Genomic DNA, 26,854 nt, shown 5'->3' with positions numbered 1-26,854 from the left:
GTTAGGAGCCGGGCGAGCATCTGAAAACCCGCCATGGAGAGTCGCGCAATGGCGCAAACCTACGATCTCATCCTCAAGAACGGCATCGTCTGGACGCCCGGCGGGCCGGTGGAGGCCGATGTCGGCGTCATCGGCGGCAAGATCGCGGGCATCGGCGTCCGCGGCGATGCCGGCGAGACGATCGACTGTGCCGGGCTCACCGTTCTGCCCGGCGTGATCGACAGCCAGGTCCATTTCCGCGAACCGGGGCTGGAGCATAAGGAGGATCTGGAGACCGGCAGCCGCGCCGCGGTGCTGGGCGGCGTCACAGCAGTGTTCGAGATGCCCAACACCAAGCCGAACACCGACAGCGTCGCTGCGCTCGAGGACAAGCTGGCGCGGGCGAAGGACCGGATGTGGTGTGACCACGCCTTCTACATCGGCGCGACCTCGGCCAATCCCGCGGTGCTCGCCGAGGCCGAGCGGCTGACCGGCTGCGCGGGCGTCAAGATCTTCATGGGCGCATCGACCGGCGATCTGCTGGTGTCCGAGGACGAGCCGCTGAGCCGCGTGCTCGCCTCCGGCTTCCGCCGCGTCGCGATCCATGCGGAGGACGAGGCGCGGATGAACGCGCGCGCCGGCGAGCGGATCGCGGGCGATCCCTCCAGCCACCCCGTCTGGCGCGACGACGAGAGCGCGCTGATGGCGACCAGGCGGATCATCGCGCTGGCCCGCGCCGCGCGCCGCCGCATCCATGTCCTTCACGTCACGACGCCCGCCGAGCTCGAATATATCGCCCAGAACAAGGATATCGCGACCTGCGAGGTGACGCCGCAGCATCTGACGCTGGCCGGTGAGGAGGCCTATCCGCGGCTCGGCACGCTCGCGCAGATGAACCCGCCGATCCGCTCCGGAGCGCATCGCGAGGGCCTGTGGCACTGGCTCAACCAGGGCGTGCCCGATGTGATCGGCTCCGATCACGCGCCGCACACGCTGGAGGAGAAGGGCAATGCCTATCCCGGCAGCCCGAGCGGGATGCCGGGCGTGCAGACGCTGCTGCCGCTGCTGCTCGATCATGTCGCGAAGGGGCGCACCACGCTCCAGCGCGTCGTCGAGCTGACGTCGGCGGGGGCGCAGCGCATCTTCGGGCTGGTCGGCAAGGGGCGGATCGCGGCAGGCTACGACGCCGATTTCACCATCGTCGACCTCAAGGCCGAATGGACGATCGAGCGCGAATGGCTCGCTTCGCGCGCCGGCTGGTCGCCGTTCGAGGGCATGCGGCTGACCGGCAAGCCCGTCGGGACGATCATTCGCGGCCGCCGGGTGATGTGGGACGGCGTGCTCGCCGCAGCCGCGGAAGGGCGCCCGCTGCGCTTCGAGGCGACCGAATTTCGTTGACCCTGCCCGCCCGCGTCCCGCTTGCTCCGCCTCCCCAGTCTATGCTTTAGGGCCACGACTCCCCGTTTCCCCGTGAAGGACGTTTTCACCCCATGAACATCCACGAATATCAGGCGAAGGAACTGCTGGCGAAATTCGGCGTGCCGGTGCCGGCGGGCTTCGCCGCGATGAGCGTCGAGGAAGCGGTCGCCGCGTCGAAAAAGCTGCCCGGGCCGCTCTATGTGGTGAAGGCGCAGATCCACGCCGGCGGGCGCGGCAAGGGGAAGTTCAACGAATTGGGCCCGGACGCCAAGGGCGGCGTCCGTCTCGCCAAGAGCGAGGATGAGGTGCGCGCCGCTGCTACCGATATGCTCGGCAACACGCTCGTGACGGTGCAGACCGGCGAGGCCGGCAAGCAGGTCAACCGCCTCTACGTCACCGACGGCGTCGATATCGACAAGGAATTCTACCTCGCTCTGCTCGTCAACCGGGCGAGCGGGCGTATTTCGATGGTCGTCTCCACCGAGGGCGGCATGGACATCGAGACGGTGGCGCACGACACGCCCGAGAAGATCCACACGATCGATATCGACCCGGCGACGGGCTTCATGCCGCATCACGGCCGCGCGGTCGCGGCGGCGCTCGGTCTCACGGGCGATCTCGCCAAGCAGGCGGCGAACGTCGCGGCAAAGCTCTACGACGCGTTCCTCGGCACCGATGCCAGCCAGATCGAGATCAACCCGCTGGCGATCACGGGTGACGGCAAGTTGATGGTGCTGGACGCCAAGGTCGGCTTCGATTCCAACGCCATGTTCCGCCACAAGGATCTCGCCGACTTGCGCGACGAGACCGAAGAGGATCCGATGGAGATCGAGGCGTCGAAGCACGACCTCGCCTACATCAAGCTCGACGGCAATATCGGCTGCATGGTCAACGGCGCCGGCCTCGCCATGGCGACGATGGACATCATCAAGCTGAACGGTGCCTTCCCGGCCAATTTCTGCGATGTCGGCGGCGGCGCCTCGAAGGAGAAGGTCGCGGCCGCGTTCAAGATCATCCTTTCGGATCCGGCGGTGAAGGGCATTCTGGTCAACATCTTCGGCGGGATCATGCGCTGCGACATCATCGCGGAAGGCATCATCGCCGCCGCCAAGGAAGTGCAATTGAGCGTGCCGCTGGTCGTCCGCCTCGAAGGCACCAATGTCGCGGAGGGCAAGCGCATCCTGGCGGACAGCGGCCTCGCCATCGTCCCGGCGAACGATCTGGACGACGCGGCGCGCAAGATCGTCGCCGAGGTCGGCAAGGCGGCGTAGGTCGATTTTCCCTCGCCCCTTGAGGGGAGAGGGTTGCGGAGACTTGGCAGCGTGCTGCCTAGTCGTAGCTGGGTGAGGGGTGAGCGCTCGCAAGATGCGGGCGCGCGGCGCCGAGGCGCCGCCCGCCCTCATCCAACCTCCGCTAAGGCGGCGCTGCCGCCAAGCTGCGGTATCCTTCTCCCACCGGGGAGAAGGGAGAGTTTGAGAAGGAGCGAGCATGAAGCTGCTGGTCCCGGTGAAGCGGGTGATCGATTACAACGTCAAGCCGCGGGTGAAGGCCGACGGCACGGGCGTCGATCTCGCCAACGTCAAGATGAGCATGAACCCGTTCGACGAGATCGCGGTCGAGGAAGCCATCCGCCTCAAGGAAAAGGGCGCGGCGACCGAGATCGTCGCGGTCTCGATCGGCCCGGCGAAGGCGCAGGAGACGCTGCGCACCGCGCTCGCGATGGGCGCCGATCGCGCGATCCTCATCCAGACCGACGCCGAGGTCGAGCCGCTCGCCGTCGCCAAGCTGCTGCAGAAGGTCGTCGCGGAGGAAAATCCCGAGCTGGTCATCCTCGGCAAGCAGGCGATCGACGACGACAGCAACCAGACCGGTCAGATGCTCGCCGCGCTGCTCGGCTGGGGGCAGGGCACCTTCGCCTCGAAGGTCGAGCTCGCGGACGGCGCCGCGACGGTGACCCGCGAGGTGGACGGTGGCCTCGAGACGGTGAAGCTCAACCTTCCCGCCATCGTCACCACCGATCTGCGACTCAACGAGCCGCGTTATGCGTCGCTGCCCAACATCATGAAGGCGAAGTCCAAGCCGCTCGCGACCAAGACGCCGGAGGATTACGGCATCGACATCGCGCCGCGCCTCCAGACGCTGAAGGTCGAGGAACCGGCCAAGCGCCAGGCGGGCGTCAAGGTTGGCACGGTCGACGAACTCATCGGTAAACTGAAGACGCTGGGAGTGGTGGCATGAAGACCCTCGTTCTCGTGGAGCATGACGGCGGCCAGGTGAAGGACGCCACGCTCGCCACGGTCACCGCCGCAGCCAAGCTCGGCGAAGTGCATTTGCTGGTCGCCGGGCAGGGCGTCGGCGGCGTCGGCGAGGCGGCGGCGAAGATCGCGGGGGTGTCGAAGGTGCATGTCGCCGACGACTCCGCTTATGCCAACAATCTCGCCGAGAATGTCGCGCCGCTGGTCGCCGATCTGATGGGCCATCACGACGCCTTCCTGGTGCCTGCCACCACCACCGGCAAGAATGTCGCGCCGCGCGTCGCTGCGCTGCTCGACGTCATGCAGATCAGCGACATCCTCTCGGTCGAGAGCGAGGACACGTTCACCCGTCCGATCTACGCCGGCAACGCGATCGCGACGGTCAAGTCTTCGGACGCGAAGAAGGTCATCACCGTGCGCGGCACCGCGTTCGAAAAGGCCGCAGCCGAGGGCGGCAGCGGCACCGTCGAGGCCGTCTCCGGCGGCGGCGACAAGGGCCTCTCCTCCTACGTCGGGTCGGAACTTTCCAAGTCCGAGCGGCCGGAGCTCACCAGCGCCAAGATCATCGTATCGGGCGGCCGCGCGCTCGGCTCTTCGGAGCAGTTTCACGCGCTGATCGATCCGCTCGCCGACAAGCTCAAGGCCGGCGTCGGCGCCAGCCGCGCGGCGGTCGATGCGGGCTACGCGCCCAACGATTATCAGGTCGGCCAGACCGGCAAGATCGTCGCGCCCGAAGTCTATATCGCGATCGGTATCTCGGGCGCGATCCAGCATCTGGCGGGCATGAAGGATTCGAAGACCATCGTCGCGATCAACAAGGACGAAGACGCCCCGATCTTCCAGATCGCCGACGTCGGACTGGTCGGCGATCTGTTCAAGATCGTCCCTGAACTGACCGAGAAGCTGTAATCGTCTAGCGCTTTACGTGCGCACGGTCGCAATCTAGGCTGGCCGGATGATCTCGCGATTATCCGGCCGCCTTATCGCTGCATTGGCCTTGGCCGGTTCGGTCGTTTACCCGGCTAATGCTGCACGAGAGCCAATTCAGCTCGCTCCGTCTTCGCAATGGGAGATCAATTACGCAGCCGACAGTTGCCGTCTCGCTCGCCAGTTCGGAACCGGCGACTGGACGACGCTGCTGATATTGGACCGGTTCGAACCGGACGATTATTTCCGCGTCACGATGGTCGGCAAACGTCTCAAGCGGCGGGGCGAGAGCGGAGATGCCAAGCTGCAATTCGGTCCAACCGAAGCTGCACAGAAGATAGACTTCCTTGTCGGTGAAACGGCGAACCGACCCTCACTGGTTTTTTCGCAGGCGATGCGGATAACCCCTCTTACGGATAGTGAGAAAGAGAAACTGGAGGCCCAGTATAATCCGGACGTGCGCCGGTGGTTTGAACTGCCGCCGATCGCGCCCGAACGCGAAGCTGCGATCATGTTCTTGTCGTTGCAACTGTCCGGCATGCCCAAAGTGGTGTTGGACACGGGCTCGCTGGGCGCACCAATGAATGCGTTTCGCAAATGCATGGACGAACTTCTTTCCCATTGGGGCATCGACGTGGCCCGCCATGCGTCCCTGAGCAAAAAGCTGATGCCGGCCGAGGCGCCAGCGAACTGGCTTCGGTCGTCCGATTATCCGATGGATCTGCTGCGTAAGGGTGCGCAGGGCCTCGTGCACTTTCGGTTGAGTGTGGACTCGGAAGGCAAACCCACCGATTGTCACATCCAGCGCTCTACGCGGCCCGAAGGGTTCGATACGGCCGTGTGTGCGGCCTTGAAGAGACGAGCGCGCTTCGAGCCCGCGCTCGACAAGGAAGGCAAGCCGCTGGCATCCTATTATGTGAACTCGGTGCGCTTCGAAATTCCCTAGCGCCGCAGAGCATCCCGATTCAGAACCCGCTGAGGAACGCCTCTACGTTAGCGCCCAGCGCTTCCACCGCATAGCCGCCTTCCATCACGATCATGGTCGGCAGGCCAGCCGCGGCGATGCGGCGGGCCATGGCGGTGTAGTTCGGTGTTTGCAGCGTGAAGAAGCTGATAGGGTCGTCGGCGTAAGTGTCGGCGCCGTAGGAAACGATCAGCAGGTCGGCGCCGAAATCGGCGATGGCCGCCAGTGCCTGATCGAGCGCGGGTTCGTAGGCCGTCCAGCCGGTGCCCTGCGGCAGCGGGAGGTTGAGCGTGCCGCCTCGGCCCGCGCCTTCGCCGCGTTCGTCGGCATGGCCCCAGAAGAAGGGGTAATCGGTCCGGGGATCCGCGTGGATCGAGGCGAAGAAGACGTCGCCGCGCGCGTAGAAGATGTCCTGGGTGCCGTTGCCGTGGTGATAATCGACGTCGAGGATCGCGACGCGGCGGCCTGCGGCGGTCGCTGCTTCGGCGGCGATCGCGGCGCTGTTGAGATAGCAATAACCCCCGAGATAATCGGCGCCGGCGTGGTGGCCGGGCGGGCGGCAGAGTGCGAAGGCGGCGGTGTCACCGGTGAGCACTGCGCCGAGCGCCGAAAGTGCGGTCTGCGCCGACCAATATGCGGCGTCCCAGGTGCCTTCCGCGATCGGCGTCGATCCGTCGTAGCTGTAGAGGCCGAGCTTCGCGTCGATCCGGGCGAGATCGAGCGCCCGGCGGCGTGCGACCGGCCAGGCATAGCCCGCCGCATCGCCTTCACGGCCCGCCGCCCGCCAATCGGCATGCGCGCGCTTCAGGAAGGCGACATAGGGCTCCGGGTGGACGGCGAGGATCGGCGCCTCGCCATGATCGCGCGGCGTTACGGTCGGGCCGATCGCCGCGCGGATTGCAGCGAGGCGGCCGGAATGCTCGGCATAGGGGACGAAGGCGCCGTTGTGCAGCTCGACCGCCGGCGCGTGGCCGGCCTGCCGGTCATCGAAGAAGCGGCGCATCAGCCGTTGCCGATCACGAGGCGACTGCCAGATCGCTGGGCAGCGTCGGCTCGCTGATCAGGCGTTCGAGCGCCTTCCAGCGCGTCGTGCCGTCCGGCCCCTGCGCCTCGACCCAGCGGCGCGACATCTCTTCGCCCAAGCCGTAGTTGATGATGTAGCTCCGGTAATTGTCGATGAAGCGCAGCGACTGTTCGGCCCGCTCGCGCGAGACGAGCTGATATTTGCGCAGGAGCCGCACCGCCTCCGCCTGGTCGATCCGCTTGGCGAGATAGTCGGCGGCGATCGTGAACCGTGCGCCGGAGAGATCCTTCATCGCTTGCTGGAGCGCGAGATATTCCGCCGCCCGAGCGGTCGGCAGGCCGGCAAGCGGGTAGAGCGTGCCGGTCTCAAACGCGAGCCGCTCTTCGCCCGGGAAGGCCAGATCCGCGCCGTAATTGGCGGTGCCTTCCGCGATCAGCGACTGCGGCGAATAGAGCGGATAGACGCTGAACTCGACCCAGCCGCGCTCCTTGGTCAGCTTCTGTTCGAGCAGCGAGTTGAGCGCATGGTGGCCGGGATAGCCCTCGTGGCAGCCGAGATCGATCGCGCGGTCGATGCGGATCGGCAGATCGGTGTTGATCTGGATGAGGCTGTGGGCGTTGCCCTGATAATAATTGTAGCCGCCCCAGCTCTTGTCCTTGACCAGCTCCAGCGTGAAACGCTCGCCCGCGGGCATCGGAATATGCGCCAGGCTGCGGCGACGGCATTCGGCGATCGCCGCGTCCATCACCGGCCGCACCTTGTCGGCGGGGATCGAGAAGCGGTTCTGGAAAGCGTCGACGCGGTCCACGAGCGCGCCCTTGCCGGGCACCAGCCGCTCGATCTTGGCGAGTATCGGATCGTAGCTCGAAAGCGGCTTCAGCTCGGGCCGGACGCCGAACAGCCCTTCGGCCTCATCCTCGAAGCTCAACGTCTCGCCACGCAGCATCCGCAGCCGCGTCTCGGCGGCGGTGAGCTGCGCGATCAGAAAGGCGCGGCGGCGCTGTTCCCAGCGGTCGAGCGCCGCGGGTTCGACGGCATCGAGCCGCGCTTTCAGCGTCACCGCTTCCTCGCTCAGCTTCTCGAGCGATCGCGGCGCGGCCTTCGCCGCCGCCTGCCATTCGGCGGGGCCGTAATAGGCATCGATATAGCCGGGCTCGCGCTCGCCGATCTCGAGCTGCATCTGCACATAGTCCGACGCGATCTCGGCCAGACTGTCGCGCTCGACGCTCCGCCCCGCACAGCTCGCCAGCAGCAGCGCCGCCGCCAGCATCCCGCAAAGTCTCATCCGCGCTCCTCCAGATGTTGCACGTCGCCGTCCACGGCGATCTCCCGCTGCTTCGCCGCCTCCTCCTGCCACCGGTCGCTCGCCTGCGGTGCGAAGCGGAGGATCGCATAGCCCGTGATCGCCGAAAGCAGCGATCCGAGCAACACGCCGATCTTGGCTTCCTCAATCAGTTCGGGCTGGCCGGGAAAGGCGAGGGCGCCGATGAACAGGCTCATCGTAAAGCCGATGCCGCAAAGCATGCTCACGGCATAGATTTGCAGCCAGGTCGCGCCGCGCAGCTTGGACGCCATGCCGAAGCGCACCGCTGCCCAGACCGCGCCGAAGATGCCGATCTGCTTGCCGATGAAAAGGCCCGCGGCGATGCCCAGCGGCAGCGGCGCGAGGATGTCGTCGACGCCCATGCCGGCCAGCGACACGCCAGCGTTGGCGAAGCCGAACAGCGGCACGATGCCGAACGCGACCCACGGCGCGATGGCATGTTCCAGCCGGTGCAGCGGCGAATGCGGCGCATCGGGGGCGCCAGGCGTCTTCACCACCGGGATCATCGCCGCGGCGAGGACGCCGGCGATGGTGGCGTGAACCCCCGACAGCAGGATCGCATACCAAAGGCAGGCGGCGAGGATCAGATAGGGCCAGAGTTTCAGCACGCCGCTTTTCCCCAGCACATGCATCGCTGCGAGGACCGCCGCGGCGGCGCCGAGCGCGAGCGTGTTGATCTCGGCGGTGTAGGCGACTGCAATGATCGCCACCGCGCCCATGTCGTCGACGATGGCGACGGTCGTCAGGAAGAGCTTGAGGCTGGTCGGCGCGCGCTTGCCGAGCAGCGCGAGCACGCCGATCGCGAAGGCGATATCGGTCGCTGCCGGGATCGCCCAGCCGTTGGCAAGGCCGGGCGCGCGGCTCGAGACGAGGAGATAGAGGATCGCCGGCACCGCCATGCCCGCGGCGGCGGCGAGGAAGGGCAGGCGTCGCTGTTCCCAGGTGACGAGCCGCCCGTCGACGAACTCACGCTTTATCTCCAGCCCGACGAGCAGGAAGAAGATCGCCATCAGCCCGTCGTTGATCCAGAGATGCGCCGTCATCGGCCCGAGCTTCTCGGTCAGCACCGGCCCGGTCGGCGCGTGCAGCGTGTGATGATAGAGATCCCAGAGCGGCCCGTTGGCGACGATCAGCGCCAACGCCGCCGCCGCCATCAGGCAAATGCCCCCGGCCGCCTCATTGCCAAGAAATGCCCTTAATGCGGAACCGCGTTTCAAATTTTGCGTCATTCTGCCTTCCGGTTGCCTCCAAATCGTGTAGCGGCCACAGGGAAGGGGGCAACCCCGGGGAGAATGAATGGCGATCACGGCGACGCTGACGGGCAACCGCTTCTGGCGCTGGTGGCAGATGAAGGTGTTGCGCGACGTCGATCACGAGGCGGTCGTCGCGAAGGTCGTGGCGGAGGCGCGGTGGAGTTCGCGCTACGCCTTCATGGTCGTCATCTCGGCGGCGATCTCCATTCTTGGTCTGCTGCTGCCGTCCAGCGCCGTCCTGATCGGCGCCATGCTTATCTCACCCCTGATGATGCCGATCATCGGGCTGGGCTTCGCACTCGCGACCTTCGATTTCGAAGAGATACGCACCGCGGCATTCGCGCTCGCGGCGGGGTCGCTGATCGCCATTGTCCTTTCCGCGGTATTCGTCGCGCTTTCACCGCTCCAGACGGTGACGACCGAAATCGCCATCCGCACCAAGCCCAATTTGTTCGATCTGCTCGTCGCGATGCTCTCGGCGATCGCCGGCGGCTATGCCCTCATCCGCGGCCGCGGCGAGACGGTGGTCGGCGTCGCTATCGCCATCGCCTTGATGCCGCCGCTCGCAGTGGTCGGCTTCGGCATCGCGACGGCCAATTGGACGGTGTTCGGCGGCTCGCTGCTGCTCTTCTTCACCAACCTCATCGCGATGGCGCTGACCGCGGCCTTCATGGCGCGGCTCTACGGCTTCGGCGCGCATCTCTCGCCCACCCAGACGCGGCTGCAGGGCGCGCTGATCATCCTCGGCATCGTCGCGCTCGCCATTCCGCTCGGCCTCGCGCTCAAGCAGATCGCGTGGGAGACGGTCGCGTCGCGGCAGCTTCGCGATGCGGTGCTCGCGCCCTTCCCGCAGGGGGCGCGAATCAGCCAGATCGAAATCGACTATTCGCACGAGCCCGTGCAGGTGCGCGCCGCGGTGCTGACGCCCGCGCTCGCCAGCGCCGCGGACTCGAAGGCCAAGGCGCTCGCCCAGCGCGCGACGGGCCGGACGCTCGATCTCCACATCGATCAGATCCGCGTCGGCACCGAGACGGGAGCCAGCGAGCAGGCCCAGATCGCCGCGGCGCAGGCGCGCGACGGGCGGACGCGGATCGACGACGCCGTCCGCCAACGGATCGGCATCATCGCGGGGGTCGAGCCCGGCGCGGTGATGCTGGATTCGGGGTTTCGCACCGCATCGGTGCGTCCGGCGCCGCTGCCCGGCGCGTCGCTCGCCACCTATCGCTCGCTCGAGCAGCGCGCGCAGCAGGGCGCGACGGGCTGGGCGGTGCGGTTCGTGCCGCCCGCGGCGGCGCTCCCGAGCGTGAGCTTCGACGGCGATGCGCCGGACGATGCCGGCCGCCGCGCCGTCGTGACGGCGATCTGGGCGGCGCAGCGCACTGGCCTTGCGGTGGGCGTCGATGGGAGCGGGGACCGCGCCGACGTCGTCGAAGCAGCCTTTGCCGACGCGGGCGTCGAAGCGCGCCGCACGGGCAACGGCAGCGGCGACGTTGCTCTATCGTGGTTGCCGCCCGAGGCGCCGGAGACGCGCTAGCGCGGGCGGAGAATGATCAGCGTCGATGTGCCGTGCGCGATGAGCCGGCCGTCGGGGGCGCGAAGGCTGGCTTCGGCAAGCGCGATCTGTGCGCCGGCGTTGAGCACCTTGCCTTCGCAGACATAGGTGCCGCCATCCGGCTTCGCGGCGCGGGTGAAGTTCACCTTGGTTTCGACGGTGGTGTAACCGACGCCGGCGGGAAGCGTGGTGTGCACCGCGCATCCGGCCGCGCTGTCGATCAGCGTCAGCGCCCAGCCGCCGTGGACCGTGCCGAGCGGATTGAGGATATCGGGCCCGGGAACGCCCTCGAACCGCGCGAGGCCATGCTCGACATGCGCGAGGCGGAAATGCAGCCGCTCGGCGATCGGCGCTCCTGGAAAGCGGCCCGCGGCCATCCCTTGCAGCAGCTCCAGCCCGGTCAGGCTCGCGACCGTTTCCTTGTCGACCAGCCCGAAGTGCGGCGCGTCCGCCATCCCGTTCCTCCAAAGGTTTCGATTCAAAACTGGCAGCGCTTGCGCGGCGGGTCAAGCGGCTTGCCTTCAGGCACGCTCCGGCCTAAACGCGCGCCCTTGGTCGGGGCGTAGCGCAGCCTGGTAGCGCATCACACTGGGGGTGTGGGGGTCGCAGGTTCGAATCCTGTCGCCCCGACCAGCCTTTCATCGAAGGATGCGGAAGAACCCGCCGTGTTGCGCTTGCAAAACGGCGGCCGCCGTGCACCCATGCGGCCCTGGGATTTTCAGGGGAATCGCACATGCACCGCACGCTTCGCGCCACCGCCGCGCTCTGGATCATCGCTGCCTTCGCGCAGCCCGCGCTGGCGCACGAGACGCCCGCGGCACCGGCCGCGGTAACCACCGCCGCGAAGCCAAAGCTCGCGACCCCGCCCGCTACCGGCGCCACCGTCTGGACGATCAGTTCGCCGGGCGGCAAGCACGGCACCGTCACCGCCTGGACAGACAAGGACGGCACGCGCTGGCTTCGGGAATCGATGATCCTGCGCGGCTTCGAGACCGACGTGGAGGAAAAAGCGATGCTCGCGCCCGACGGCACGATCCGCAGCCTCGCCATCCGCGGTACCACGCCGAGCGGCGATGCGACCGAGGATTTCGCGATCGAGAACGGCATGATGCGGTTCAAGAGCCCGGTCGACAGCGGCGAGGCTGCGCACAAGGCAGGCACCTTCTACGCGCCCTACGGCGGTCTTGCCGGGCCGAGCCTGCTGCTCGCCGAGGCGCTGCTGAAGGCGCCGAACAGGACGCTGACTCTCGCGCCCTCGGGCCAGGCGACGCTGACGCCGCTCGTCGAGAAGACGGTCAGCCACAACGGCCAGAGCAAGACGCTGATCGCCTATACGCTCGACGGCGTCAGCTTCTCGCCCTTCCCGATCTGGTTCGAGGGCGACAAGCCGTTCGGCATTGCGAGCTTCCTCAACTTCCTGCCTGCCGGATGGGAGCCGGTCGCCGCCCAGCTCAGCGAGGCGCAGGATGCGGCGCTTGCGGCGCGCGCCCCGGCTCTGATGGAGAAGCTCGCGCCGCGTGTGTCTGGCCCGGTGGTGTTCGAGAATGTGCGCCTCTACGATGCCGACACCCGCGCGTTCCGCGACGGAGTGACCGTGGTCGCAGAAGGGGGCAAGATCACCTTCGTCGGCAGCGCCGCGGCGGTGCAGGTGCCCGCAGGTGCGAAGCGGATCGACGGCGCGGGCAAGACGCTCGTCCCGGGCCTGTGGGACTCGCACATGCATTACGGCGACGATCTCACCGGGCCGATGCTGCTCGGCACCGGCATCACGTCGGTCCGCGATCCCGGCAACAAGCCCGAGGAGTCGATCGCTCGCAAGAAGCGGATCGACGCCGGCCAGTTGCTCGGCCCGCGCATCACCCCGGTCATGCTGATCGACGGCCCCGGCCAATATTCGGCGCAGATGGCGGTGGTCGCCAGCGATCCCGCCAGCGCCCTCGCCGCGGTGCGCAAGGCGAAGGACATGGGCTTCACCGGCATCAAGCTCTACGGCTCGCTCGACAAGGCGCTGGTCCCCGCGATGACCGCCGAGGCGAAGCGGCTGGGCCTGCGTATCCAAGGCCACCTGCCGCACCACATGATGCCGCTGGAGGCGGTGCGTGCGGGCTATAGCGAGCTCACCCACATCAACATGGCGATGATGCAGTTCATGCCGGAGGACGTGGTCGCCAACACCAACAATCTGAAACGTTTCTACGGGCCGGGCCGCTATGCCGGCGAGATCGATCTCAACTCGCCCGAGGTCGCCGCCTATATCGCCGAGCTCAAGAAGAACGGCACCGTCGTCGATCCGACGCTCGCGATCTTCGAGGGGGGCTACATGCCCGATCAGGGCGCGATGTCGGCTTCCTACACGCCTTATGCCGGCATCCTGCCGCCGGTGGTGGAGCGCGGCGTAAAGGGCGGTGCCTTCGCGGTGACCGAAGAGGTGAGCCGCGATCAGATGCGCAAGAGTTTCGCCAAGATGCAGGCATTCACCGTTCAGCTCTACAAGGCGGGCGTTCCGATCGTCGCGGGCACCGACGGCTACGGGATCGAGCTGATCCGCGATCTGGAGCTTTATGTCGACGGCGGGCTGACTCCGGGCGAGGCGCTGGCGACCGCGACGATCATTCCCGCACAGGTGTTCGGCTTCGAGAAGGAACGCGGCTCGATCGCGGTGGGCAAGATTTCCGATCTGGTGCTGATCGACGGCGACGTGAGCAAGGATGTCGGCGCGCTCCGCCATGTCGAGACGGTGATGCTTGGCGACCGGCTGATGAACGGCGCGGAGCTCCGCAAGGCGGCAAGCATCGCGGGCACGCCGAAGTAAGAGACTCCTCCCTCTCCCGCTTGCGGGAGAGGGTCGGGGTGAGGGTGCGAAGGGCGAGAATAATCGCGGGCGGTTGGGCTGACGTTCAAAACTAACCCTCACCCAACCCTCTCCCGCAAGCGGGAGAGGGCTAGACGAAGCTAGATTACGCTCAGCGGCACCTGCTCGACGTCGCCGGCCCAGCCTTTCTTGGCTGCGGCGAGCGCGGCGGCTGCCGCGGCGGTGTCGCCACGTTTCGCCTCGGCTTGCGAAAGCGCCCATAGCGCCAGCGGGTCCTCCGGCCAGCGTTTGAGGCTGGCGAGAAGCTGGAGCCGGGCACTGCGCGCATCGCCGGCGGCGAGCGTCGCGGCGCCGAGGCTGCGGCGGACCGGAAACCACCAGGTCGGCGGATCGAAGCCGAAATCGGCACCCTGCTGGATCTGCGTCGCGCGGCGAAAGGCATTCGCGGCCATACGCGGCTTGCCCGCCAGCATGTGTGCACGCCCATCGAGCACCAGAGCGGCGATCTCGACATAGGCGCGGCCCGCCTTCCCGCCGGCGCCGACCAGCGGGAAGTCGCGCATCTTGAGCGCCGCGCGCACGGCCGCCGCCTGCCGCCGCACCCCGCCGACGTCGCCCGCACGTGCGGCGCGCTCGCCAAGGCCATAGGCGGCTGCGGCTTTCATCAGCGGGCTGCGGCCCGGATCGGGCATCGCGTCGCCGCCAATGCCATGGACGACGTAGGTCGCGGCATGGAGCAGCGCCGCATAAGGCGGCCCGCCATCGGGGAAGGAGGTGGCGAATTCGCGCGCGCCCGCGAGCGCGCTCGCCGTGTCGCCATGCATGAGGCCGCTCTGCATCACGAAGTGGGCATTATGACCCATCAGGCCGGTGCGGTAATCGGTGGGCGGCGGCTTGACGGTGGCATCGTAGCGCCGCCCCGCCGCCAGCGCGGCGAGATTGACCTTCATCGCGTCGCCATAGCGGCCGACGCCGAAGAAGGTGTGCGAGGGCATGTGCACGAGATGGCTTGCCGCGGGCGCGATGCCGCCCAGCCGGTCGGCATAAGGCTCGGCCAGCTTCTGGCGGTCGATCGCGTCGGTGAGGTGAATGTAGAAATGGATGGCGCCGCTGTGATCGGGATTGCGCGCGAGCACGCCCTCGAGCAGCGTCTGCGCCGGCGATCCGAGCTCGATCTTGTCCCAGTCCGCGTCGGTCATCCACGCGTCGGCCGCCATCGTCGCGACAGTGTCGTCGTCCGGATAGCGCGACGCCAGCGCGACCATGGTGCGGGCGTAATCGGCCTTGCGGAACGTCCCTTCGCCCGATGCGCGTAGCCGGATCGCATCGACCAGCGCCTTGTCGCGCGGCGGCAGCTTGGCGGAGAGCGAAGCGGCGCGATCGGCCGCCTTCTTCGCTGCGGCGAGTTCCTCCGGTCGGTCGGTGAGGTTGATCGTCGGCCCGCGCGCCCAGGCTTCGCCCCAGAAGCACATTGCGCAATCCGGTGCGATGCGCTGCGCTTCCTGGAAGGCGCGCACGGCCTCTGCTTCGTCGAACGCCCAGATCAGCGCCACGCCCTGATCGAACCAGCGCCGCGCCTCGGGGTCGGCAGTGTCGGGTGTGATGCCCGAGAAGCCGAGACCGGAAACGAGCAGTGGCTTCGCGGCTAGAGCTAGCGCAACCTGAGCGCCGGGCACCACGCACGCACCTGTCTGTGCCAGTGGATCGGTCTTGAGATCCTGCCCCATGCCGGCCGCGGCCGGCAACGCGCCGGCCGCAAGCAGCGCCGCGGCGGTCGCCACAGTCTTCAACATCCCCTGCTCCCTTTTTTCGCGAGAATAACCGAAGCCTCTGGGCGCGGATAGCTGTCCTACAACAAACCAAACAGGTTATCGACGTTGGATAGCAAGAGCCGGAGACGTAGGGAATGATCGAACAGCAGATCGACGAGTTGATCGCGCGAGAAGGCGGATATGTGAACCATCCGGCAGACCGCGGCGGGCCGACGCGATGGGGCATTACTGAAGCCGTTGCTCGCGCGCATGGCTATGCCGGGCCGATGCGGGAATTGCCGCGCGTGGAGGCCGAGGCCATCTACCGGCGGCTCTACTGGCTGCGTCCCGGCTACGACCGAATCGCGCCGATCGCACCAAGGATTGCCGCCGAACTGTTCGACACCGCAGTCAACATGGGCGCCGGGGTGGCGGGCGGCTTCCTGCAGCGCGCGCTTAACCCGCTCAATCGCAATGCGCGCGATTATCCGGACCTCGCGGTCGATGGACAGGCCGGCGCCAAGACGCGCGCGGCGCTGTCGGCGTTTCTGAAGTTGCGCGGCGCGTCCGGGGAGGGCGTTCTCCTGACCGCGCTTAACGCTCTGCAGGGGGAGCGCTATATCCGCCTCGCCGAACAGCGGCCGGCGAACGAGGCGTTCGTCTACGGCTGGCTCGCGGCGCGCGTCGGATGAGCGCCGCCCCGCGCCGCCGCCGGTCGAATGAACCGGCTAGCGACCCGTGGACGGCGCGGGCGCGGCCGATGTTTCTTTACGTCATGTACGTGATGTTCGGCGCGGCGCTGCCGATCGGGTTGCTCTCCGCGCTGTCACCCGAAATCGGCGCGCGCATCTCGCAAGGCATGACCGCCTATCTCGCCGCGATCCCCGACGAGCTCTATGCGGTCTTCGCGACCGGTTATTTGGGCTACACCGCCGCCCGCCAATGGGGGAAGGTGAAGGGGGTGGAGCGGTAGGCTCTCGCCTCCGCCGGTCCCCGCGTTTGTCATTCCCGCGAAAGCGGGAACCCAGCGAGCTGCCGCGCAATGCAAACGCCGTCTGGGTCCCCGCGTTCGCGGGGATGACATTGAAGTTTAGAACGCCGCCTTCAGCCCCACGAAGCCCGAGAAGTCGTCGCCGCCGCGGCGGCTGAAGCTGGTGCCGCCGTTGACCTGCAGCGCGAAGCCGCCGCCCAGCGAGAAGTCGGCGCCGCCCATCACCCGGCCGTAGGTGTCCTTGGGCCGATCGGGCAGGACGAAGCTGTTTACGATCCCCGGCGTCGCGGTGGCGGCGTAGCGGATGGTGCGGCTGTCGCCTTCGAAATCGCGCTCGGCGGTGAGCGAGAGATAGGGCTGCACGGCGAGCCCGCCGGCGTCCCACTCGCCGCGGACTTCGGCGCCGAGGCTGCCGACCAGGGTCTCCAGTCGCTGCGCGCCGATATTGTTGGTCAGCACCGGATCGCCCGCTTCGGTGTAGGCGTCGAGCTTGGCGCGGGCATATTGGAGGCCGATCACCGGGCCGGCGCGCAGTCCGCCGAGGCCCATCAGATAGCCCGCCTTGGCGCCCGCGGTGACGGTATCGCCGTCCGTCTTGCCCGCGATATCGTCGATCACCGCCTCGCGCCGCGTCTTGAGATCGAGCCAGCCGAGCCCGGCATAGCCCTGGACGAAAGCGGCGGGCCCGGCCCAGCCGGCATAGACGCCGACCTGCCAGGCATCGGCCCGCGCACGCGCGTTGATCGTGTCGAAATCGGCCTTGGGGCGCGAGTAGTTGAGCGCCGCACCGACGGTCGCGCCATTGCCCATGCCATATTCGAAGCCGCCGGTGACGGCGGGAACGTCGATGTCATAGGCGTAGCTCGCCGCGGTGGTGCGCGTGTCGCGGCCTGCGAAGCTGCCGAGCAGATAGGCGGAGAGCCCGTCCTGCGCCTCGCCGCCGCGCCGCGCGGGCGAGAGGTCGAGCCGGCCGATCAGCGTCGATCCGAAGGCCTGCGCGGTCTGAATGCCGAGATCGCTCTGCGCCTGGAACTGGAGTGGCGCCTGAAGCTGGCGGACCGCATAGCGGCCGACGATCGCGAAGCCGGCCGAGGTCAGATGCACCTGATCGACATAGAACAGATACTGGCTCTGCAGATTGGGATTGGTGACGCATTCGACGGGGCAGGCGCCCGCGCTGGTGAGGCCGTAGGCGCCAAGGTTCGCCTCGACCCGATCCCCGATCAGGTTGAGATCGAGATAGTTCACGATCACGCCTCCGGCGGCGAGATTGCCGAGCTGCGTCTTGATGCCGTTGTTGAAGCTGGTGGCGAAGGCGGTGCCGACCGCGGCGATCGGCGTGCCGCGCACCTCGGGAAGCCGCCCGACGTCGCCCGCCAGGAAGGTAATGTTCTGCGCGCCCGCGCCGACCAGCGAGCGGAGTCCCGCGGTCGCCTCGCCGACACTGATCGCCGCCGCGGCGGGTGCGCCCGCGACAGTGCCGCCGTTGAACTGGTAGTAGCGCGCGTCGTTACCGCCGATCGAGACGACGACGAGATCGGACGCGTCGAACGTGCCCGATACGCGCGGGAAGGCGGCAGGCCCGCCGCCGGCGAGATAGGCGCCGACTTCAGTGGGAAATCCGGGAATGCCGGGGCCGTTGATGTTGGTGAAGCCGGTGTTGCCCGGCCCGGTGAACGCGCCGCCGATCGCGAAATTGTCGATCGGCACGGTCAGGAGCTGGCCCATCGTGTCGACGAAATTGGTGCCGCCGCTGAACCGACCGGTGGGGTAGACTTGGGGCCGCGGGATGCCGAGCAGTTCGAACAGATTGCCGTCGTCGGCATAGGAATCGCCGAACGCGACGATGCGATCCACCGATTGCGCGGCGGCGGGCGTTCCGGCGAGGAACGCGGATGACGCTACGGCAGCCAGAAGCCTTGCGGAAAATGACGGCATATCACCCCTCCCTGATCGGCCCGGCGGACATCCGCCGGAGCTCATTTATTCGGGAGGATTGCGCCGATTTCCGCCTATCTACAAGAGTGTCCGCAAAGTCTCGGCAGACCGTTGCAGTGGCGCCTCAGCGGGCTGGCTCCTGCGCCAGCCGCGACATCAATATGGCGGCGCGCTTGGCCTGCCGCGCAATGCTCGGCAGATCGACGGACTCGCCCGGCGCGTGCGATTTCTCGCCCGCCGGGCCCATGCCGGCCAGCCCGTCGGTGTCCTTGGCGACGAAGCTGATGTCGGCGGCGCCGCGCTTTGCCGGATCCCATTCCGCCATCTCGGGCAGGCCCATGTCGCGATTGACTCGGTTTAGGGTAGCGAGCAGCGCGCGATTGCCGTCGGTGGGCGCCATCGGCGGATAGCCGTCCTCGGCAAAGGTCAGCTCGGCGCCGGTACCGGGCAGATGCTTGGCGACGATCGCCTGCATTTTCGCGCGGGCGCGGGCGTCCTGCTCGTCGGTGAGGCTCCTGAGATCGCCGCGCGCGATAGCTGTCTCGGCGACGATGTTGGTCTTGCCGCTTGCCGCGATCTTGAGGCCCTGCTCGTCGATCGCGGCGGGGGTGCCGCCGCCGATGACGCCAACATTATAGGTGAGGTTCGGCTCGCGCAGTTCCTCGCGGAAGGCATCGAGGATGCGCGCCATTTCGTAGATCGCGCCGAAGCCCAGCCCTTCGCCGAAGACGCCGCTCGAGTGGCCGGTGCGGCCGGTGGTCTTGAGCGTCCACGACGTCGAGCTGCGTCGCGCGATGGTGGCGAAATCCTTGCCGCCGTCGGTGGCGAGACCTTCGAACTCGAGTGCCACATCGGCCCATTTGCCCGCGGCGATCAGGTCGGCGCGCGCCTTGTCGATCGGTGATCCCGGCCGCTCCTCGTCGCCGGTCAGCGCGACGACGATGTCGGCATCCTTCAGCGTGCCGGCCTGATGCATCGCGCGCAGCGCGGCGACGATGATCGCGATGCCGCCCTTGTCGTCGCCGACACCCGGCCCGATCGCGCGATCGCCCTCGCGCTTGAAGGTCTGGAACGGCGAATCCGGCTCGAACACAGTGTCGAGGTGCGCGATCAGCACCATCTTCTTGCCGCGGCCGCTGCCCTTGTGGGTGGCGAAGATGTGCCCGGCACGCCCCGTTTCGGGAAGCGGGATCCATTTGACGTCGAAGCCGAGCGGTTCGAGCTCGGCGCGAACCATCTTGCCTACGGCCTCCACTCCCTGAAGGTTCAGCGTTCCGCTGTTCTGGTTTACCATGGTTTCGAGAAACCGGATCGTCCGGTCCTGCTCGGCATCAATGGTTTTCGTCATCGCCGTCTCGGCCGACGAGAGCTGCGCAGCCACAGGTACGGAGGCGATGGCCATCAACACGGCGGCAAGCGAAGTCAGACGCATAGAGAACTCCCGGTGAGGGAGGTAGGTTAGCCTCCATCACCGGGAGCGCAACCGGACGAGCCGGTATTTAATCGTTGAACTTAGCGGAAGGGCCGCACCGGCAAGGGGAAAAACCGGCGCGGCCCCGCCTCGCGGGCAATCGATTAGGAAGGCGAAGCCTGCGAAGCCGCGGCGTCGAGCTGCGCCTTGGTCATCGCGAGCACCAGACCCTTGTCGCTCTTGCCGAACGAATTCACCGGAATCTGGACGCGGCTCTGGCCGGTGGAAACCACGGCGCCACTGGCATCGACGGACTCGACGGTGCCGACCGCATCGCCATTCTGGTCGACGACTTGAGCACCGGCCGTGACGTCGGCGGTAGTCGCAGCCATCACCGCACCACTGGCGGTCGAGGCGTCACTCTGGGTCTGCGCGCTGGCCATCGGATCAGCCGTCGGGCTGGTCTCGGTCGCGCTCGGGGCCGTTGCGTTCGGAGCGGAGGCATCGGGCGTCGCGGTCGTCGCACTGCTGTCCGGCGTGACGGCCGTGTCGGTAGCGCTGTTCACGCTATCCTGCACCGGCGCCATGCTGTCCGAAACCGGAGCGTCCGTGGTCGCTTGGACACCGGTCTTGGCTTCAGCGGCCGGATCGGTGGTCTGGGCGGTCGCTGCAAACGGCAGCGCCAGAGCGGCAGCCGAAGTCAAAGCAGCGCGAATAAGAAGGTTGCGAGTCATTAGGTATCTCCTGAATGGGATTTCCCCAATATAACGACGCGCCCCGACTTCGGTGCCGCGGACTCGGCGAGTCGTGCGGCGCTGTCGCTGAATCGACACACGAAAAACAATTTCGATAATTCGTGCAATTTTGGCGATCTAGTGCGGAACCTTTTCAAAGAACATATTTACTGAGATCGCTATTGCGCGCCACTTCGGCGAGCTGCTTGTCGACATAGGCCGCATCCACGACGATGCTTTCGCCGGCACGAAGATCGGCATCGTAGCTGACATCCTCGAGCAGCTTTTCCATCACCGTCTGCAGGCGCCGCGCGCCGATATTCTCGATCTCGCCATTCACTTCGGCCGCGAGCCGGGCCAGCGCGCGGATGCCGTCTTCGGCAAAACGCACCTCGACGCCTTCGGTGGCGAGCAGCGCGCGATATTGATCGGTCAGGCTGGCGCGCGTGGAGGACAGGATGCGGACGAAATCTTCCTCGGTCAGCGCCTTCAGTTCGACGCGGATCGGGAGGCGGCCCTGCAACTCGGGCAGCAGGTCGCTCGGCTTGGCGACATGAAACGCGCCCGATGCGATGAACAGGATGTGGTCGGTCTTCATCGGCCCATATTTGGTGGCGACCGTCGTGCCTTCGATCAGCGGCAGCAGGTCGCGCTGGACGCCTTCGCGGCTGACGCTGCCGCCGCGGACGTCGCTGACCGCGATCTTGTCGATCTCGTCCAAAAAGACGATGCCGTTCGCTTCCGCGTCCTTCAATGCGGTGCGCGCGACATCGTCATTGTCGAGGCGCTTGTCCTGCTCCTCCTCGACCAGTTTGTCCCACGCCTCGGCGACGCGCATTTTGCGCTTCTTCTTCGGCGCTTGGCCGAACGCCTTGCCCATCATGTCGGAGAGATTGATCATGCCGACCTGGCCGCCCATGCCGGGGATCTCGAACGGCGCGGCCGGCTGGTCGGAGACTTCGATCTCGACCTCGGCGTCGTTCATGTGATTGTCGGTGATGCGCTGCCGGAAGCTTTCGCGCGTCGCCTGGCTCGCATCCTTGCCGGTCAGCGCATCGAGCAAGCGCTCCATCGCCGCCTGGCTCGCCGCCTCGCGCACCGCGTCGCGGCGGCGGTCTTTCTCCAGTCGCACCGCTTCCTCGACGAGATCCCGCGCGATCTGCTCGACGTCGCGGCCGACATAGCCGACCTCGGTGAACTTGGTCGCCTCGACCTTTACGAACGGTGCGTCGGCGAGCTTCGCCAGCCGGCGGCTGATCTCGGTCTTGCCGCAGCCGGTGGGGCCAATCATCAGGATGTTCTTCGGCGTCACTTCCTCGCGCAGCTCGGCGTCGAGCCGCTGGCGGCGCCAGCGATTGCGCAGCGCCACCGCGACGGCGCGCTTGGCCTCGGTCTGGCCGACGATATGCTCGTCGAGCGCGGCTACGACGGCGGTGGGAGTAAGAGAGTCTTTCATAAGCTTTTCGTCATTCCGGCGAAGGCCGGAATCCAGTCCGGCGCGTGTCATAAGGTAGCGAGGCTCCGACCGCGTCAGTCGATGATTTCGACGGTCAGCCGGTCATTGGTGTAGACGCAGACGTCCGCGGCGATCTTCATCGCCTTTCGCGCCAGCACTTCGGGATCGGCCTCATATTCCTCGAGCGCGCGGGCGGCCGCGAGCGCGAAATTGCCGCCCGATCCGATCGCAGCGACGCCGCCATCAGGCTCGAGCACATCGCCGTTGCCGGTCAGGATCAGCATCGTCTCCTTGTCGGCGACGATCATCATCGCTTCCAGGTTGCGGAGATATTTGTCGGTCCGCCAGTCCTTGGCGAGCTCGACAGCGGCGCGCATCAACTGGCCGTGATGCTGCTCCAGCTTGCGCTCCAGCCGCTCGAACAGGGTGAAGGCATCCGCGGTCGCGCCGGCAAAGCCACCGATCACCGCGCCGCCGCTGCCGATGCGGCGGACCTTGCGCGCATTGGGCTTGATGATCGTGGACTGCAGCGAAACCTGCCCGTCGCCCGCGATCACCGTCTTTCCATCCTTGCGCACGCCGAGAATCGTCGTGCCATGCCAGGCTTCCATAGCTGCTCCCGCTCTTGTCGTCCGCCATGTGGGAAGCGCGGCCTCCTCCCGCAACCGCAATTCCGGGTCTAGCCGCGGCGCGCATTTGCCGTCATTCTGGCGCCGTTCCAACCAGGGGTGGGGGAATCGAACATGGATTTGGACGTTAACAAGCCGGGCAGCCACGGCCACCGCATCAAGCGCATCCTGCTGAGCCCGAAGGAAGAATGGCCCGTCATCGACGCCGAGCCGATGACGACGGGCGACATCTACAAGAAGTGGGTGATCCCACTCGCCGCGATCGGCCCGGTCGCGGGGCTGATCGGCAGCCTGGTCTTCGGTTACGGTGCCTTCGGTATCACCTATCGGCCGAGCGTTGGATCGGCGCTCTCGATGGCGGTGACGAGCTATCTGATGGCATTGCTAGGCGTCTATGTGATGGCGCTCATCTACGATGCACTGGCGCCCACGTTCGGCGGCACCAAGAACTTCATATCGGCGCTCAAGCTCGCTGCCTTTTCCTGCACGGCTGCGTGGCTGGCGGGAATTTTCCAAATTCTGCCGGCGCTCTCCTTTCTGGCGATCCTCGGGCTCTACAGCCTCTACTTGCTTTACGTAGGCGCGCCGATCCTGATGAAGCTGCCGCCCGACAAGGCGATGGGCTATGTCGTCGCCGCCATCGTCGCCGCGGTCGTGATATTCGTGGTCGCCGGCGCGATCGTCGCGCGGGTCGGCACCGCTTTCGTCCCCGCCTATCCGATGGCAGGCGGCGATGTGTCGGGCACGATAAAGATACCGGGCGGCGGCGAGATCGATCTCGGCAAGATGGAGGAAGCCAGCCGCCAGATGGAGGCGGCCGCCAACCGCGCGCAGGCCGCGGCGGCAAGCGGCGCGGTTGCCGCCGGCGCGACCGACAGCGGCGCGCTCCAGGCGATGCTCCCCGCGGCGCTCGGCGGATGGCAGCGCACTGAAGTCTCCAGCAGCAGCGCCGGCGCAGCCGGGGTGGGCGGGTCGCAGGCGGAAGCGCGCTACGAGAATGGCGAGCGCTCGTTCCGCCTCTCGGTGACCGACATCGCTGCCGCGGGCGGCCTCGCGGCGATGGCGGGGGCGTTCAACGTCGAGTCGAGCCGTGAGACCGGGACAGGCTATGAGAAGATGGGATCGGTCGACGGGCGCATGACCACTGAAGAGTGGGACCGCCAGCGGGGCGACGGCAAGTTTGGCGTGCTCGTCGCCAACCGCTTCATGGTCGAAGCCGAAGGCCACGCCGACGGGATCGACACGCTGAAGCAGGCGGTCGCCTCGGTCGATATCGCGCGCCTCGAGGCGATGGCGCGCTAGTCCTGGCCGTCATGCTGAACTTGTTTCAGCATCCATTTCGATGACGGTCGCGACCGTCGCCGCCATGGACCCTGAAACAAGTTCAGGGTGACGGCATGGCGGGTCGGCGCAGAGAATTAGCGCAACGTCTCCGTGGTGATCGCATAGCGCGTCGCGGCGGTGGCGGCGGGGGTGCAGGAGAGCCGGGTCCATTCGGTCTCCGCCTTGCGGCGATCCTGGTATGGGCCGGACATCCGCTCGGTTCCCGGCACCAGCGCAGCGAAATCCGCGCCCTGATATTCGCCGCCGATCACCCAATAACGCTTGGTCATCATCGCCTCCTTCAGGCTGCCTGCTTGGTGAACTGATCCGCCTCGGTCGATTCCGCGAGCGCGGTGGTGGAGGCTTCGCCGCCCGACACCGCCTGCGCGACGCGGTCGAAATAGCCGGTGCCGACCTCGCGCTGGTGGCGGGTCGCGGTGTAGCCGTCCGCCTCGCTCGCGAACTCGGCCTGTTGAAGCTCGGAATAGGCCACCATGCCACGGTCGCGGTAGCCGCGCGCCAGCTCGAACATGCCGTGGTTGAGCTGGTGGAAGCCGGCCAGCGTCACGAACTGGAACTTGTAGCCCATAGCGCCCAGCTCGCGCTGGAACCTGGCGATCGTCGCCTTGTCGAGCTTGGCCTCCCAGTTGAAGCTGGGCGAGCAATTATAGGCCATCATCTTGCCCGGATGCGCCTTCTGCACCGCCTCGGCGAAGCGCCTGGCGTCCTCCAGGTTCGGGTGGCTCGTCTCCCACCACAAGAGATCGGCGTGTTCGGCAAAGGCGATGCCGCGCTTGATGCAATGATCGACGCCGGTGCCATCCTTCAGGCGGAAGAAGCCCTCGGGCGTGCGCTCGCCGGTCAGGAATTCATGGTCGCGCTCGTCGACGTCGGAGGTGATGAGCTTGGCGCTTTCCGCATCGGTGCGCGCGACCAGCACCGTCGGTACGCCGCAGACGTCGGCGGCGAGCCGCGCGGCATTAAGGTTGCGGATGTGCGCCTGGGTCGGGATCAGCACCTTGCCGCCCAAGTGGCCGCACTTCTTTTCGGAGGCGAGCTGGTCCTCGAAATGGACGCCTGCCGCGCCCGCCTCGATATACGCCTTCATGATCTCGAAGCAGTTGAGCGGCCCGCCGAAGCCGGCCTCGGCATCGGCGACAATCGGCACGAACCAGTCGCGCTCCGCGCCGCCTTCGGAATGCTCGATCTGGTCGGCGCGCTGCAGCGTGCGGTTGATCTTGCGGGCAAGCTCCGGCCCGGCATTGGCGGGATAGAGCGACTGATCGGGGTACATCGCGCCAGCGGTGTTGGCGTCGGCGGCGACCTGCCAGCCGGAGAGGTAGATGGCTTTCAGGCCCGCGCGCACCATCTGCATCGCCTGGTTGCCGCTGAGCGCGCCGAGGGCGTGGACATAATCCTCGGTGTGAAGCAGTTCCCACAGCTTCAGCGCACCGCGGCGTGCCAGCGTATACTCGATCGGTAGCGATCCGCGGAGCCGCGCGACCTCGTCGGCCCCGTAGGCGCGGTGGATTCCGTCGAAGCGGCCTTCCGGCGCCGGGACGAGGTGGCTGAAATCGGTCATGGCATACCCCCGCGAGATCAAGTTGTCGCAAGAGAGAACGACAAATCGAAGCGTAAAGCAGCCGTGAAAAGCGTCGTGAGGTAACAGCGTGTCTTGCGACGGTTGTAAAAAATTGACAATGTGACACATGGCTGAGCGCAAGCTTTACCTGGGCGGGCGGGTGCGCCGCCTGCGCCGCGAACTGGGGATGAACCAGAGCGCGATGGCGACCGAGCTGGGGATCAGCCCCAGCTATCTCAACCATCTCGAGCGCAACCAGCGGCCGGTGACGGCGCAGGTTCTGCTACGGCTCGCCGAAAAGTACGACGTCGATCTCAAGAGCCTGACCGCGGACAGCGAGGGCACCGGGGTCGACCAGCTCGCCGAAATCTTCGCCGATCCGATGTTCGCCGATCTCGGCATCCCGCGCTACGAACTGCTGGAGGTGGCCGACAATGCGCCCTCGGTCGCCGATGCGGTCGCGCGACTCTACACCGCGCTCGCAGACCGGCGGCGGCAACCGACGGGCGATCCCGATGCAGCGGCGATGGTGACGCCCGAAAGCTGGGTGCGCGACCATATCCAGGCGAGCCGCAACCATTTCGCTTATGTCGAGGAGGCGGCCGAGACGCTGGCCGGCGCGCTCGGAGAGCCGCATGGTCTGTTCGCGGCGCTGACCCGCAGGCTCAAGGAAGCGTTCGGCATCGACACGCGCGTCGTGCCGCCCGAATTGCTCGACGCCGCCAGCCAGCATTATGATTTCCACCGCAAGCGGCTGATGCTTTCGGCGCTGCTCCGCCCGGAGAGCCGCACCTTCGCCGCCGCCTATCAGCTCGCACTCGTCGAGTTCCGGCCGCTGCTCGACCGGATGATCGAGAGCGCCGCGCCCCCCGACGATCCCACCCGCCGGCTGCTCCACATGAGCCTCGCCAATTATGCCGCGGGCGCGATCCTGATGCCTTATGCGACCTTCCTGGCTGCGGCAGAGCGGCACCGGCACGACATCGACCGGCTGTGCGCGGAGTTCGGCGCCAGCGTCGAACAGGTCGCACACCGGCTGACGACGCTGGGGCGGAGCGGCGCGCGGGGCATCCCGTTCTTCATGCTGCGCGTCGATTCCGCGGGCAACATCTCCAAGCGGTTCGCGGGCGAGAGCTTCCCCTTCTCGCGCTTCGGCGGCACCTGCCCGCGCTGGAACCTGCACACTGCCTTCCGCACCCCCGACCGCACGGTGACGCAGATCGTCGAGACGCCCGACGGGGAGCGCTATTTCACCATCGCCCGCGCCGTCGAGCGCGCGGTGCGGCTCGACCCGCGCGAGGCGGACCATCTGGCGATCGGGCTCGGCTGCGATCTCAAACATGCGCCCCGGCTGGTCTATTCAGACGGGCTCGACCTGTCAGAACCCTATGTCACGCCGATTGGCCCGGCGTGCGTCATTTGCCCCCGCGCGCGGTGCCCGCAACGCGCCTCGGCACCCGCCGGGCGGACGCTCACCGTCAACGCGATGCAGAAGACAATCTCGCCCTATCCCTTCCTCGGCGGCTGAGA

At 67.0% G+C, this 26,854-nt stretch carries 23 protein-coding genes and 1 tRNA gene; 12 read left to right on the top strand and 12 right to left on the bottom strand.

What is annotated here, in order from left to right:
• The first annotated feature begins 48 nt into the window (after positions 1 to 48).
• From B9N75_RS04295 to B9N75_RS04275, 5 genes are all read left to right on the top strand, one after another.
• Entirely contained in the window at positions 49 to 1,377 is a 1,329-nt protein-coding gene (locus B9N75_RS04295) for a dihydroorotase (RefSeq protein ID WP_085217678.1), read from the top strand.
• Between the two features lie 92 nt (positions 1,378 to 1,469).
• Positions 1,470 to 2,669, top strand: coding sequence for an ADP-forming succinate--CoA ligase subunit beta (sucC, locus tag B9N75_RS04290; protein ID WP_085217677.1), 1,200 nt, complete (start codon positions 1,470 to 1,472; stop codon positions 2,667 to 2,669).
• Positions 2,670 to 2,886: 217 nt separating this feature from the next.
• Positions 2,887 to 3,636, top strand: coding sequence for an electron transfer flavoprotein subunit beta/FixA family protein (locus B9N75_RS04285; protein WP_085217676.1), 750 nt, complete (start codon positions 2,887 to 2,889; stop codon positions 3,634 to 3,636).
• Entirely contained in the window at positions 3,633 to 4,562 is a 930-nt protein-coding gene (locus B9N75_RS04280; protein ID WP_085217675.1) for an electron transfer flavoprotein subunit alpha/FixB family protein, read from the top strand. Before B9N75_RS04285 ends, B9N75_RS04280 begins: the two co-directional genes overlap by 4 nt.
• A 46-nt stretch (positions 4,563 to 4,608) precedes the next feature.
• Positions 4,609 to 5,526 carry an energy transducer TonB gene (locus B9N75_RS04275; RefSeq protein ID WP_085217674.1) on the top strand — a complete coding sequence of 306 codons (918 nt, stop codon included), beginning with the start codon at positions 4,609 to 4,611 and terminating at the stop codon, positions 5,524 to 5,526.
• Positions 5,527 to 5,545: 19 nt separating this feature from the next.
• Here B9N75_RS04275 and B9N75_RS04270 read toward each other — a convergent pair whose 3' ends face one another.
• Genes B9N75_RS04270 through nhaA form a run of 3 tightly spaced genes read right to left on the bottom strand, consistent with a single transcriptional unit; the run spans position 5,546 to position 9,121 of the window.
• Positions 5,546 to 6,547 carry a histone deacetylase family protein gene (locus tag B9N75_RS04270; RefSeq protein WP_085217673.1) on the bottom strand — a complete coding sequence of 334 codons (1,002 nt, stop codon included), beginning with the start codon at positions 6,545 to 6,547 and terminating at the stop codon, positions 5,546 to 5,548.
• 13 nt (positions 6,548 to 6,560) lie between these two features.
• Positions 6,561 to 7,853: a hypothetical protein gene (locus B9N75_RS04265; RefSeq protein ID WP_085217672.1), complete on the bottom strand. Its 1,293-nt coding sequence runs from the start codon at positions 7,851 to 7,853 to the stop codon at positions 6,561 to 6,563.
• A complete protein-coding gene (nhaA, locus tag B9N75_RS04260) occupies positions 7,850 to 9,121 on the bottom strand; it encodes a Na+/H+ antiporter NhaA (RefSeq protein WP_085217671.1) in 1,272 nt (423 codons plus the stop codon). The genes B9N75_RS04265 and nhaA overlap by 4 nt, the downstream gene beginning before the upstream one ends.
• 67 nt (positions 9,122 to 9,188) lie before the next feature.
• Between nhaA and B9N75_RS04255 the strand changes: the two genes are divergently transcribed.
• Positions 9,189 to 10,679 (top strand): DUF389 domain-containing protein, encoded by a 1,491-nt coding sequence (locus tag B9N75_RS04255; protein WP_085217670.1) that lies wholly within the window; start codon positions 9,189 to 9,191, stop codon positions 10,677 to 10,679.
• Here the strand turns inward: B9N75_RS04255 and B9N75_RS04250 are convergent.
• A complete protein-coding gene (locus tag B9N75_RS04250) occupies positions 10,676 to 11,152 on the bottom strand; it encodes a PaaI family thioesterase (RefSeq protein ID WP_085217669.1) in 477 nt (158 codons plus the stop codon). The two genes, B9N75_RS04255 and B9N75_RS04250, sit on opposite strands and share 4 nt — an antisense overlap.
• A gap of 101 nt (positions 11,153 to 11,253) precedes the next feature.
• Between B9N75_RS04250 and B9N75_RS04245 the strand changes: the two genes are divergently transcribed.
• Together B9N75_RS04245 and B9N75_RS04240 are read left to right on the top strand one after the other, a co-directional pair.
• Positions 11,254 to 11,330 (top strand) — tRNA-Pro (locus tag B9N75_RS04245).
• Positions 11,331 to 11,430: 100 nt separating this feature from the next.
• The gene (locus B9N75_RS04240) at positions 11,431 to 13,509 is read left to right on the top strand and encodes an amidohydrolase family protein (protein ID WP_085217668.1); all 2,079 of its coding nucleotides are present in this window, start codon (positions 11,431 to 11,433) and stop codon (positions 13,507 to 13,509) included.
• 140 nt (positions 13,510 to 13,649) lie between these two features.
• Here B9N75_RS04240 and B9N75_RS04235 read toward each other — a convergent pair whose 3' ends face one another.
• Positions 13,650 to 15,302: a tetratricopeptide repeat protein gene (locus B9N75_RS04235; RefSeq protein ID WP_085217667.1), complete on the bottom strand. Its 1,653-nt coding sequence runs from the start codon at positions 15,300 to 15,302 to the stop codon at positions 13,650 to 13,652.
• Positions 15,303 to 15,415: 113 nt separating this feature from the next.
• Here B9N75_RS04235 and B9N75_RS04230 point away from each other — a divergent pair, with 113 nt between their 5' ends.
• Both B9N75_RS04230 and B9N75_RS04225 read left to right on the top strand, forming a co-directional pair.
• Positions 15,416 to 15,952: a glycoside hydrolase family 108 protein gene (locus tag B9N75_RS04230; protein WP_085217666.1), complete on the top strand. Its 537-nt coding sequence runs from the start codon at positions 15,416 to 15,418 to the stop codon at positions 15,950 to 15,952.
• Positions 15,949 to 16,233, top strand: coding sequence for a 3TM-type holin (locus tag B9N75_RS04225; protein ID WP_085217665.1), 285 nt, complete (start codon positions 15,949 to 15,951; stop codon positions 16,231 to 16,233). The genes B9N75_RS04230 and B9N75_RS04225 overlap by 4 nt, the downstream gene beginning before the upstream one ends.
• A gap of 117 nt (positions 16,234 to 16,350) precedes the next feature.
• Here B9N75_RS04225 and B9N75_RS04220 read toward each other — a convergent pair whose 3' ends face one another.
• From B9N75_RS04220 to hslV, 5 genes are all read right to left on the bottom strand, one after another.
• Positions 16,351 to 18,189: an autotransporter domain-containing protein gene (locus B9N75_RS04220; RefSeq protein ID WP_172840805.1), complete on the bottom strand. Its 1,839-nt coding sequence runs from the start codon at positions 18,187 to 18,189 to the stop codon at positions 16,351 to 16,353.
• A gap of 124 nt (positions 18,190 to 18,313) precedes the next feature.
• Entirely contained in the window at positions 18,314 to 19,621 is a 1,308-nt protein-coding gene (locus B9N75_RS04215; RefSeq protein ID WP_085217663.1) for a M20/M25/M40 family metallo-hydrolase, read from the bottom strand.
• Between the two features lie 143 nt (positions 19,622 to 19,764).
• On the bottom strand, positions 19,765 to 20,334 hold the full coding sequence (locus tag B9N75_RS04210) for a RodZ family helix-turn-helix domain-containing protein (protein WP_157123688.1): 570 nt from the start codon (positions 20,332 to 20,334) through the stop codon (positions 19,765 to 19,767).
• 154 nt (positions 20,335 to 20,488) lie between these two features.
• On the bottom strand, positions 20,489 to 21,790 hold the full coding sequence (gene hslU, locus B9N75_RS04205; RefSeq protein ID WP_085217661.1) for an ATP-dependent protease ATPase subunit HslU: 1,302 nt from the start codon (positions 21,788 to 21,790) through the stop codon (positions 20,489 to 20,491).
• Between the two features lie 74 nt (positions 21,791 to 21,864).
• Positions 21,865 to 22,401, bottom strand: coding sequence for an ATP-dependent protease subunit HslV (gene hslV / locus B9N75_RS04200; RefSeq protein WP_085217660.1), 537 nt, complete (start codon positions 22,399 to 22,401; stop codon positions 21,865 to 21,867).
• Between the two features lie 132 nt (positions 22,402 to 22,533).
• Between hslV and B9N75_RS04195 the strand changes: the two genes are divergently transcribed.
• The gene (locus B9N75_RS04195) at positions 22,534 to 23,721 is read left to right on the top strand and encodes a Yip1 family protein (protein WP_085217659.1); all 1,188 of its coding nucleotides are present in this window, start codon (positions 22,534 to 22,536) and stop codon (positions 23,719 to 23,721) included.
• Positions 23,722 to 23,837: 116 nt separating this feature from the next.
• On the opposite strand, the gene B9N75_RS04190 is transcribed toward B9N75_RS04195, so the two are convergent.
• Together B9N75_RS04190 and aceA are read right to left on the bottom strand one after the other, a co-directional pair.
• Positions 23,838 to 24,035, bottom strand: coding sequence for a DUF4170 domain-containing protein (locus tag B9N75_RS04190; protein ID WP_085217658.1), 198 nt, complete (start codon positions 24,033 to 24,035; stop codon positions 23,838 to 23,840).
• Positions 24,036 to 24,043: 8 nt separating this feature from the next.
• Positions 24,044 to 25,324, bottom strand: coding sequence for an isocitrate lyase (gene aceA / locus B9N75_RS04185; RefSeq protein WP_085217657.1), 1,281 nt, complete (start codon positions 25,322 to 25,324; stop codon positions 24,044 to 24,046).
• Between the two features lie 127 nt (positions 25,325 to 25,451).
• Here aceA and B9N75_RS04180 point away from each other — a divergent pair, with 127 nt between their 5' ends.
• Positions 25,452 to 26,852, top strand: coding sequence for a helix-turn-helix domain-containing protein (locus B9N75_RS04180; RefSeq protein WP_085217656.1), 1,401 nt, complete (start codon positions 25,452 to 25,454; stop codon positions 26,850 to 26,852).
• Positions 26,853 to 26,854 lie beyond the last annotated feature (2 nt).

This window comes from Allosphingosinicella indica (assembly GCF_900177405.1).
GTDB lineage: Bacteria > Pseudomonadota > Alphaproteobacteria > Sphingomonadales > Sphingomonadaceae > Allosphingosinicella > Allosphingosinicella indica.
The sequence above is the reverse complement of the archived record's forward strand: the minus strand, read 5'-3'. Positions and strand labels throughout refer to the sequence as shown.

Coding starts and splice junctions, on each gene's coding strand:
- B9N75_RS04225 (WP_085217665.1), top strand. CDS start 15,949: ATGAGCGCCGCCCCGCGCCGCCGCCGGTCGAATGAACCGGCTAGCGAC.
- hslU (WP_085217661.1), bottom strand. CDS start 21,790: ATGAAAGACTCTCTTACTCCCACCGCCGTCGTAGCCGCGCTCGACGAG.
- B9N75_RS04280 (WP_085217675.1), top strand. CDS start 3,633: ATGAAGACCCTCGTTCTCGTGGAGCATGACGGCGGCCAGGTGAAGGAC.
- B9N75_RS04275 (WP_085217674.1), top strand. CDS start 4,609: ATGATCTCGCGATTATCCGGCCGCCTTATCGCTGCATTGGCCTTGGCC.
- sucC (WP_085217677.1), top strand. CDS start 1,470: ATGAACATCCACGAATATCAGGCGAAGGAACTGCTGGCGAAATTCGGC.
- B9N75_RS04285 (WP_085217676.1), top strand. CDS start 2,887: ATGAAGCTGCTGGTCCCGGTGAAGCGGGTGATCGATTACAACGTCAAG.
- B9N75_RS04235 (WP_085217667.1), bottom strand. CDS start 15,302: ATGTTGAAGACTGTGGCGACCGCCGCGGCGCTGCTTGCGGCCGGCGCG.
- B9N75_RS04230 (WP_085217666.1), top strand. CDS start 15,416: ATGATCGAACAGCAGATCGACGAGTTGATCGCGCGAGAAGGCGGATAT.
- B9N75_RS04295 (WP_085217678.1), top strand. CDS start 49: ATGGCGCAAACCTACGATCTCATCCTCAAGAACGGCATCGTCTGGACG.
- B9N75_RS04255 (WP_085217670.1), top strand. CDS start 9,189: ATGGCGATCACGGCGACGCTGACGGGCAACCGCTTCTGGCGCTGGTGG.
- B9N75_RS04195 (WP_085217659.1), top strand. CDS start 22,534: ATGGATTTGGACGTTAACAAGCCGGGCAGCCACGGCCACCGCATCAAG.
- nhaA (WP_085217671.1), bottom strand. CDS start 9,121: ATGACGCAAAATTTGAAACGCGGTTCCGCATTAAGGGCATTTCTTGGC.
- aceA (WP_085217657.1), bottom strand. CDS start 25,324: ATGACCGATTTCAGCCACCTCGTCCCGGCGCCGGAAGGCCGCTTCGAC.
- B9N75_RS04220 (WP_172840805.1), bottom strand. CDS start 18,189: ATGCCGTCATTTTCCGCAAGGCTTCTGGCTGCCGTAGCGTCATCCGCG.
- hslV (WP_085217660.1), bottom strand. CDS start 22,401: ATGGAAGCCTGGCATGGCACGACGATTCTCGGCGTGCGCAAGGATGGA.
- B9N75_RS04240 (WP_085217668.1), top strand. CDS start 11,431: ATGCACCGCACGCTTCGCGCCACCGCCGCGCTCTGGATCATCGCTGCC.
- B9N75_RS04210 (WP_157123688.1), bottom strand. CDS start 20,334: ATGACTCGCAACCTTCTTATTCGCGCTGCTTTGACTTCGGCTGCCGCT.
- B9N75_RS04190 (WP_085217658.1), bottom strand. CDS start 24,035: ATGATGACCAAGCGTTATTGGGTGATCGGCGGCGAATATCAGGGCGCG.
- B9N75_RS04265 (WP_085217672.1), bottom strand. CDS start 7,853: ATGAGACTTTGCGGGATGCTGGCGGCGGCGCTGCTGCTGGCGAGCTGT.
- B9N75_RS04250 (WP_085217669.1), bottom strand. CDS start 11,152: ATGGCGGACGCGCCGCACTTCGGGCTGGTCGACAAGGAAACGGTCGCG.
- B9N75_RS04270 (WP_085217673.1), bottom strand. CDS start 6,547: ATGCGCCGCTTCTTCGATGACCGGCAGGCCGGCCACGCGCCGGCGGTC.
- B9N75_RS04180 (WP_085217656.1), top strand. CDS start 25,452: ATGGCTGAGCGCAAGCTTTACCTGGGCGGGCGGGTGCGCCGCCTGCGC.
- B9N75_RS04215 (WP_085217663.1), bottom strand. CDS start 19,621: ATGCGTCTGACTTCGCTTGCCGCCGTGTTGATGGCCATCGCCTCCGTA.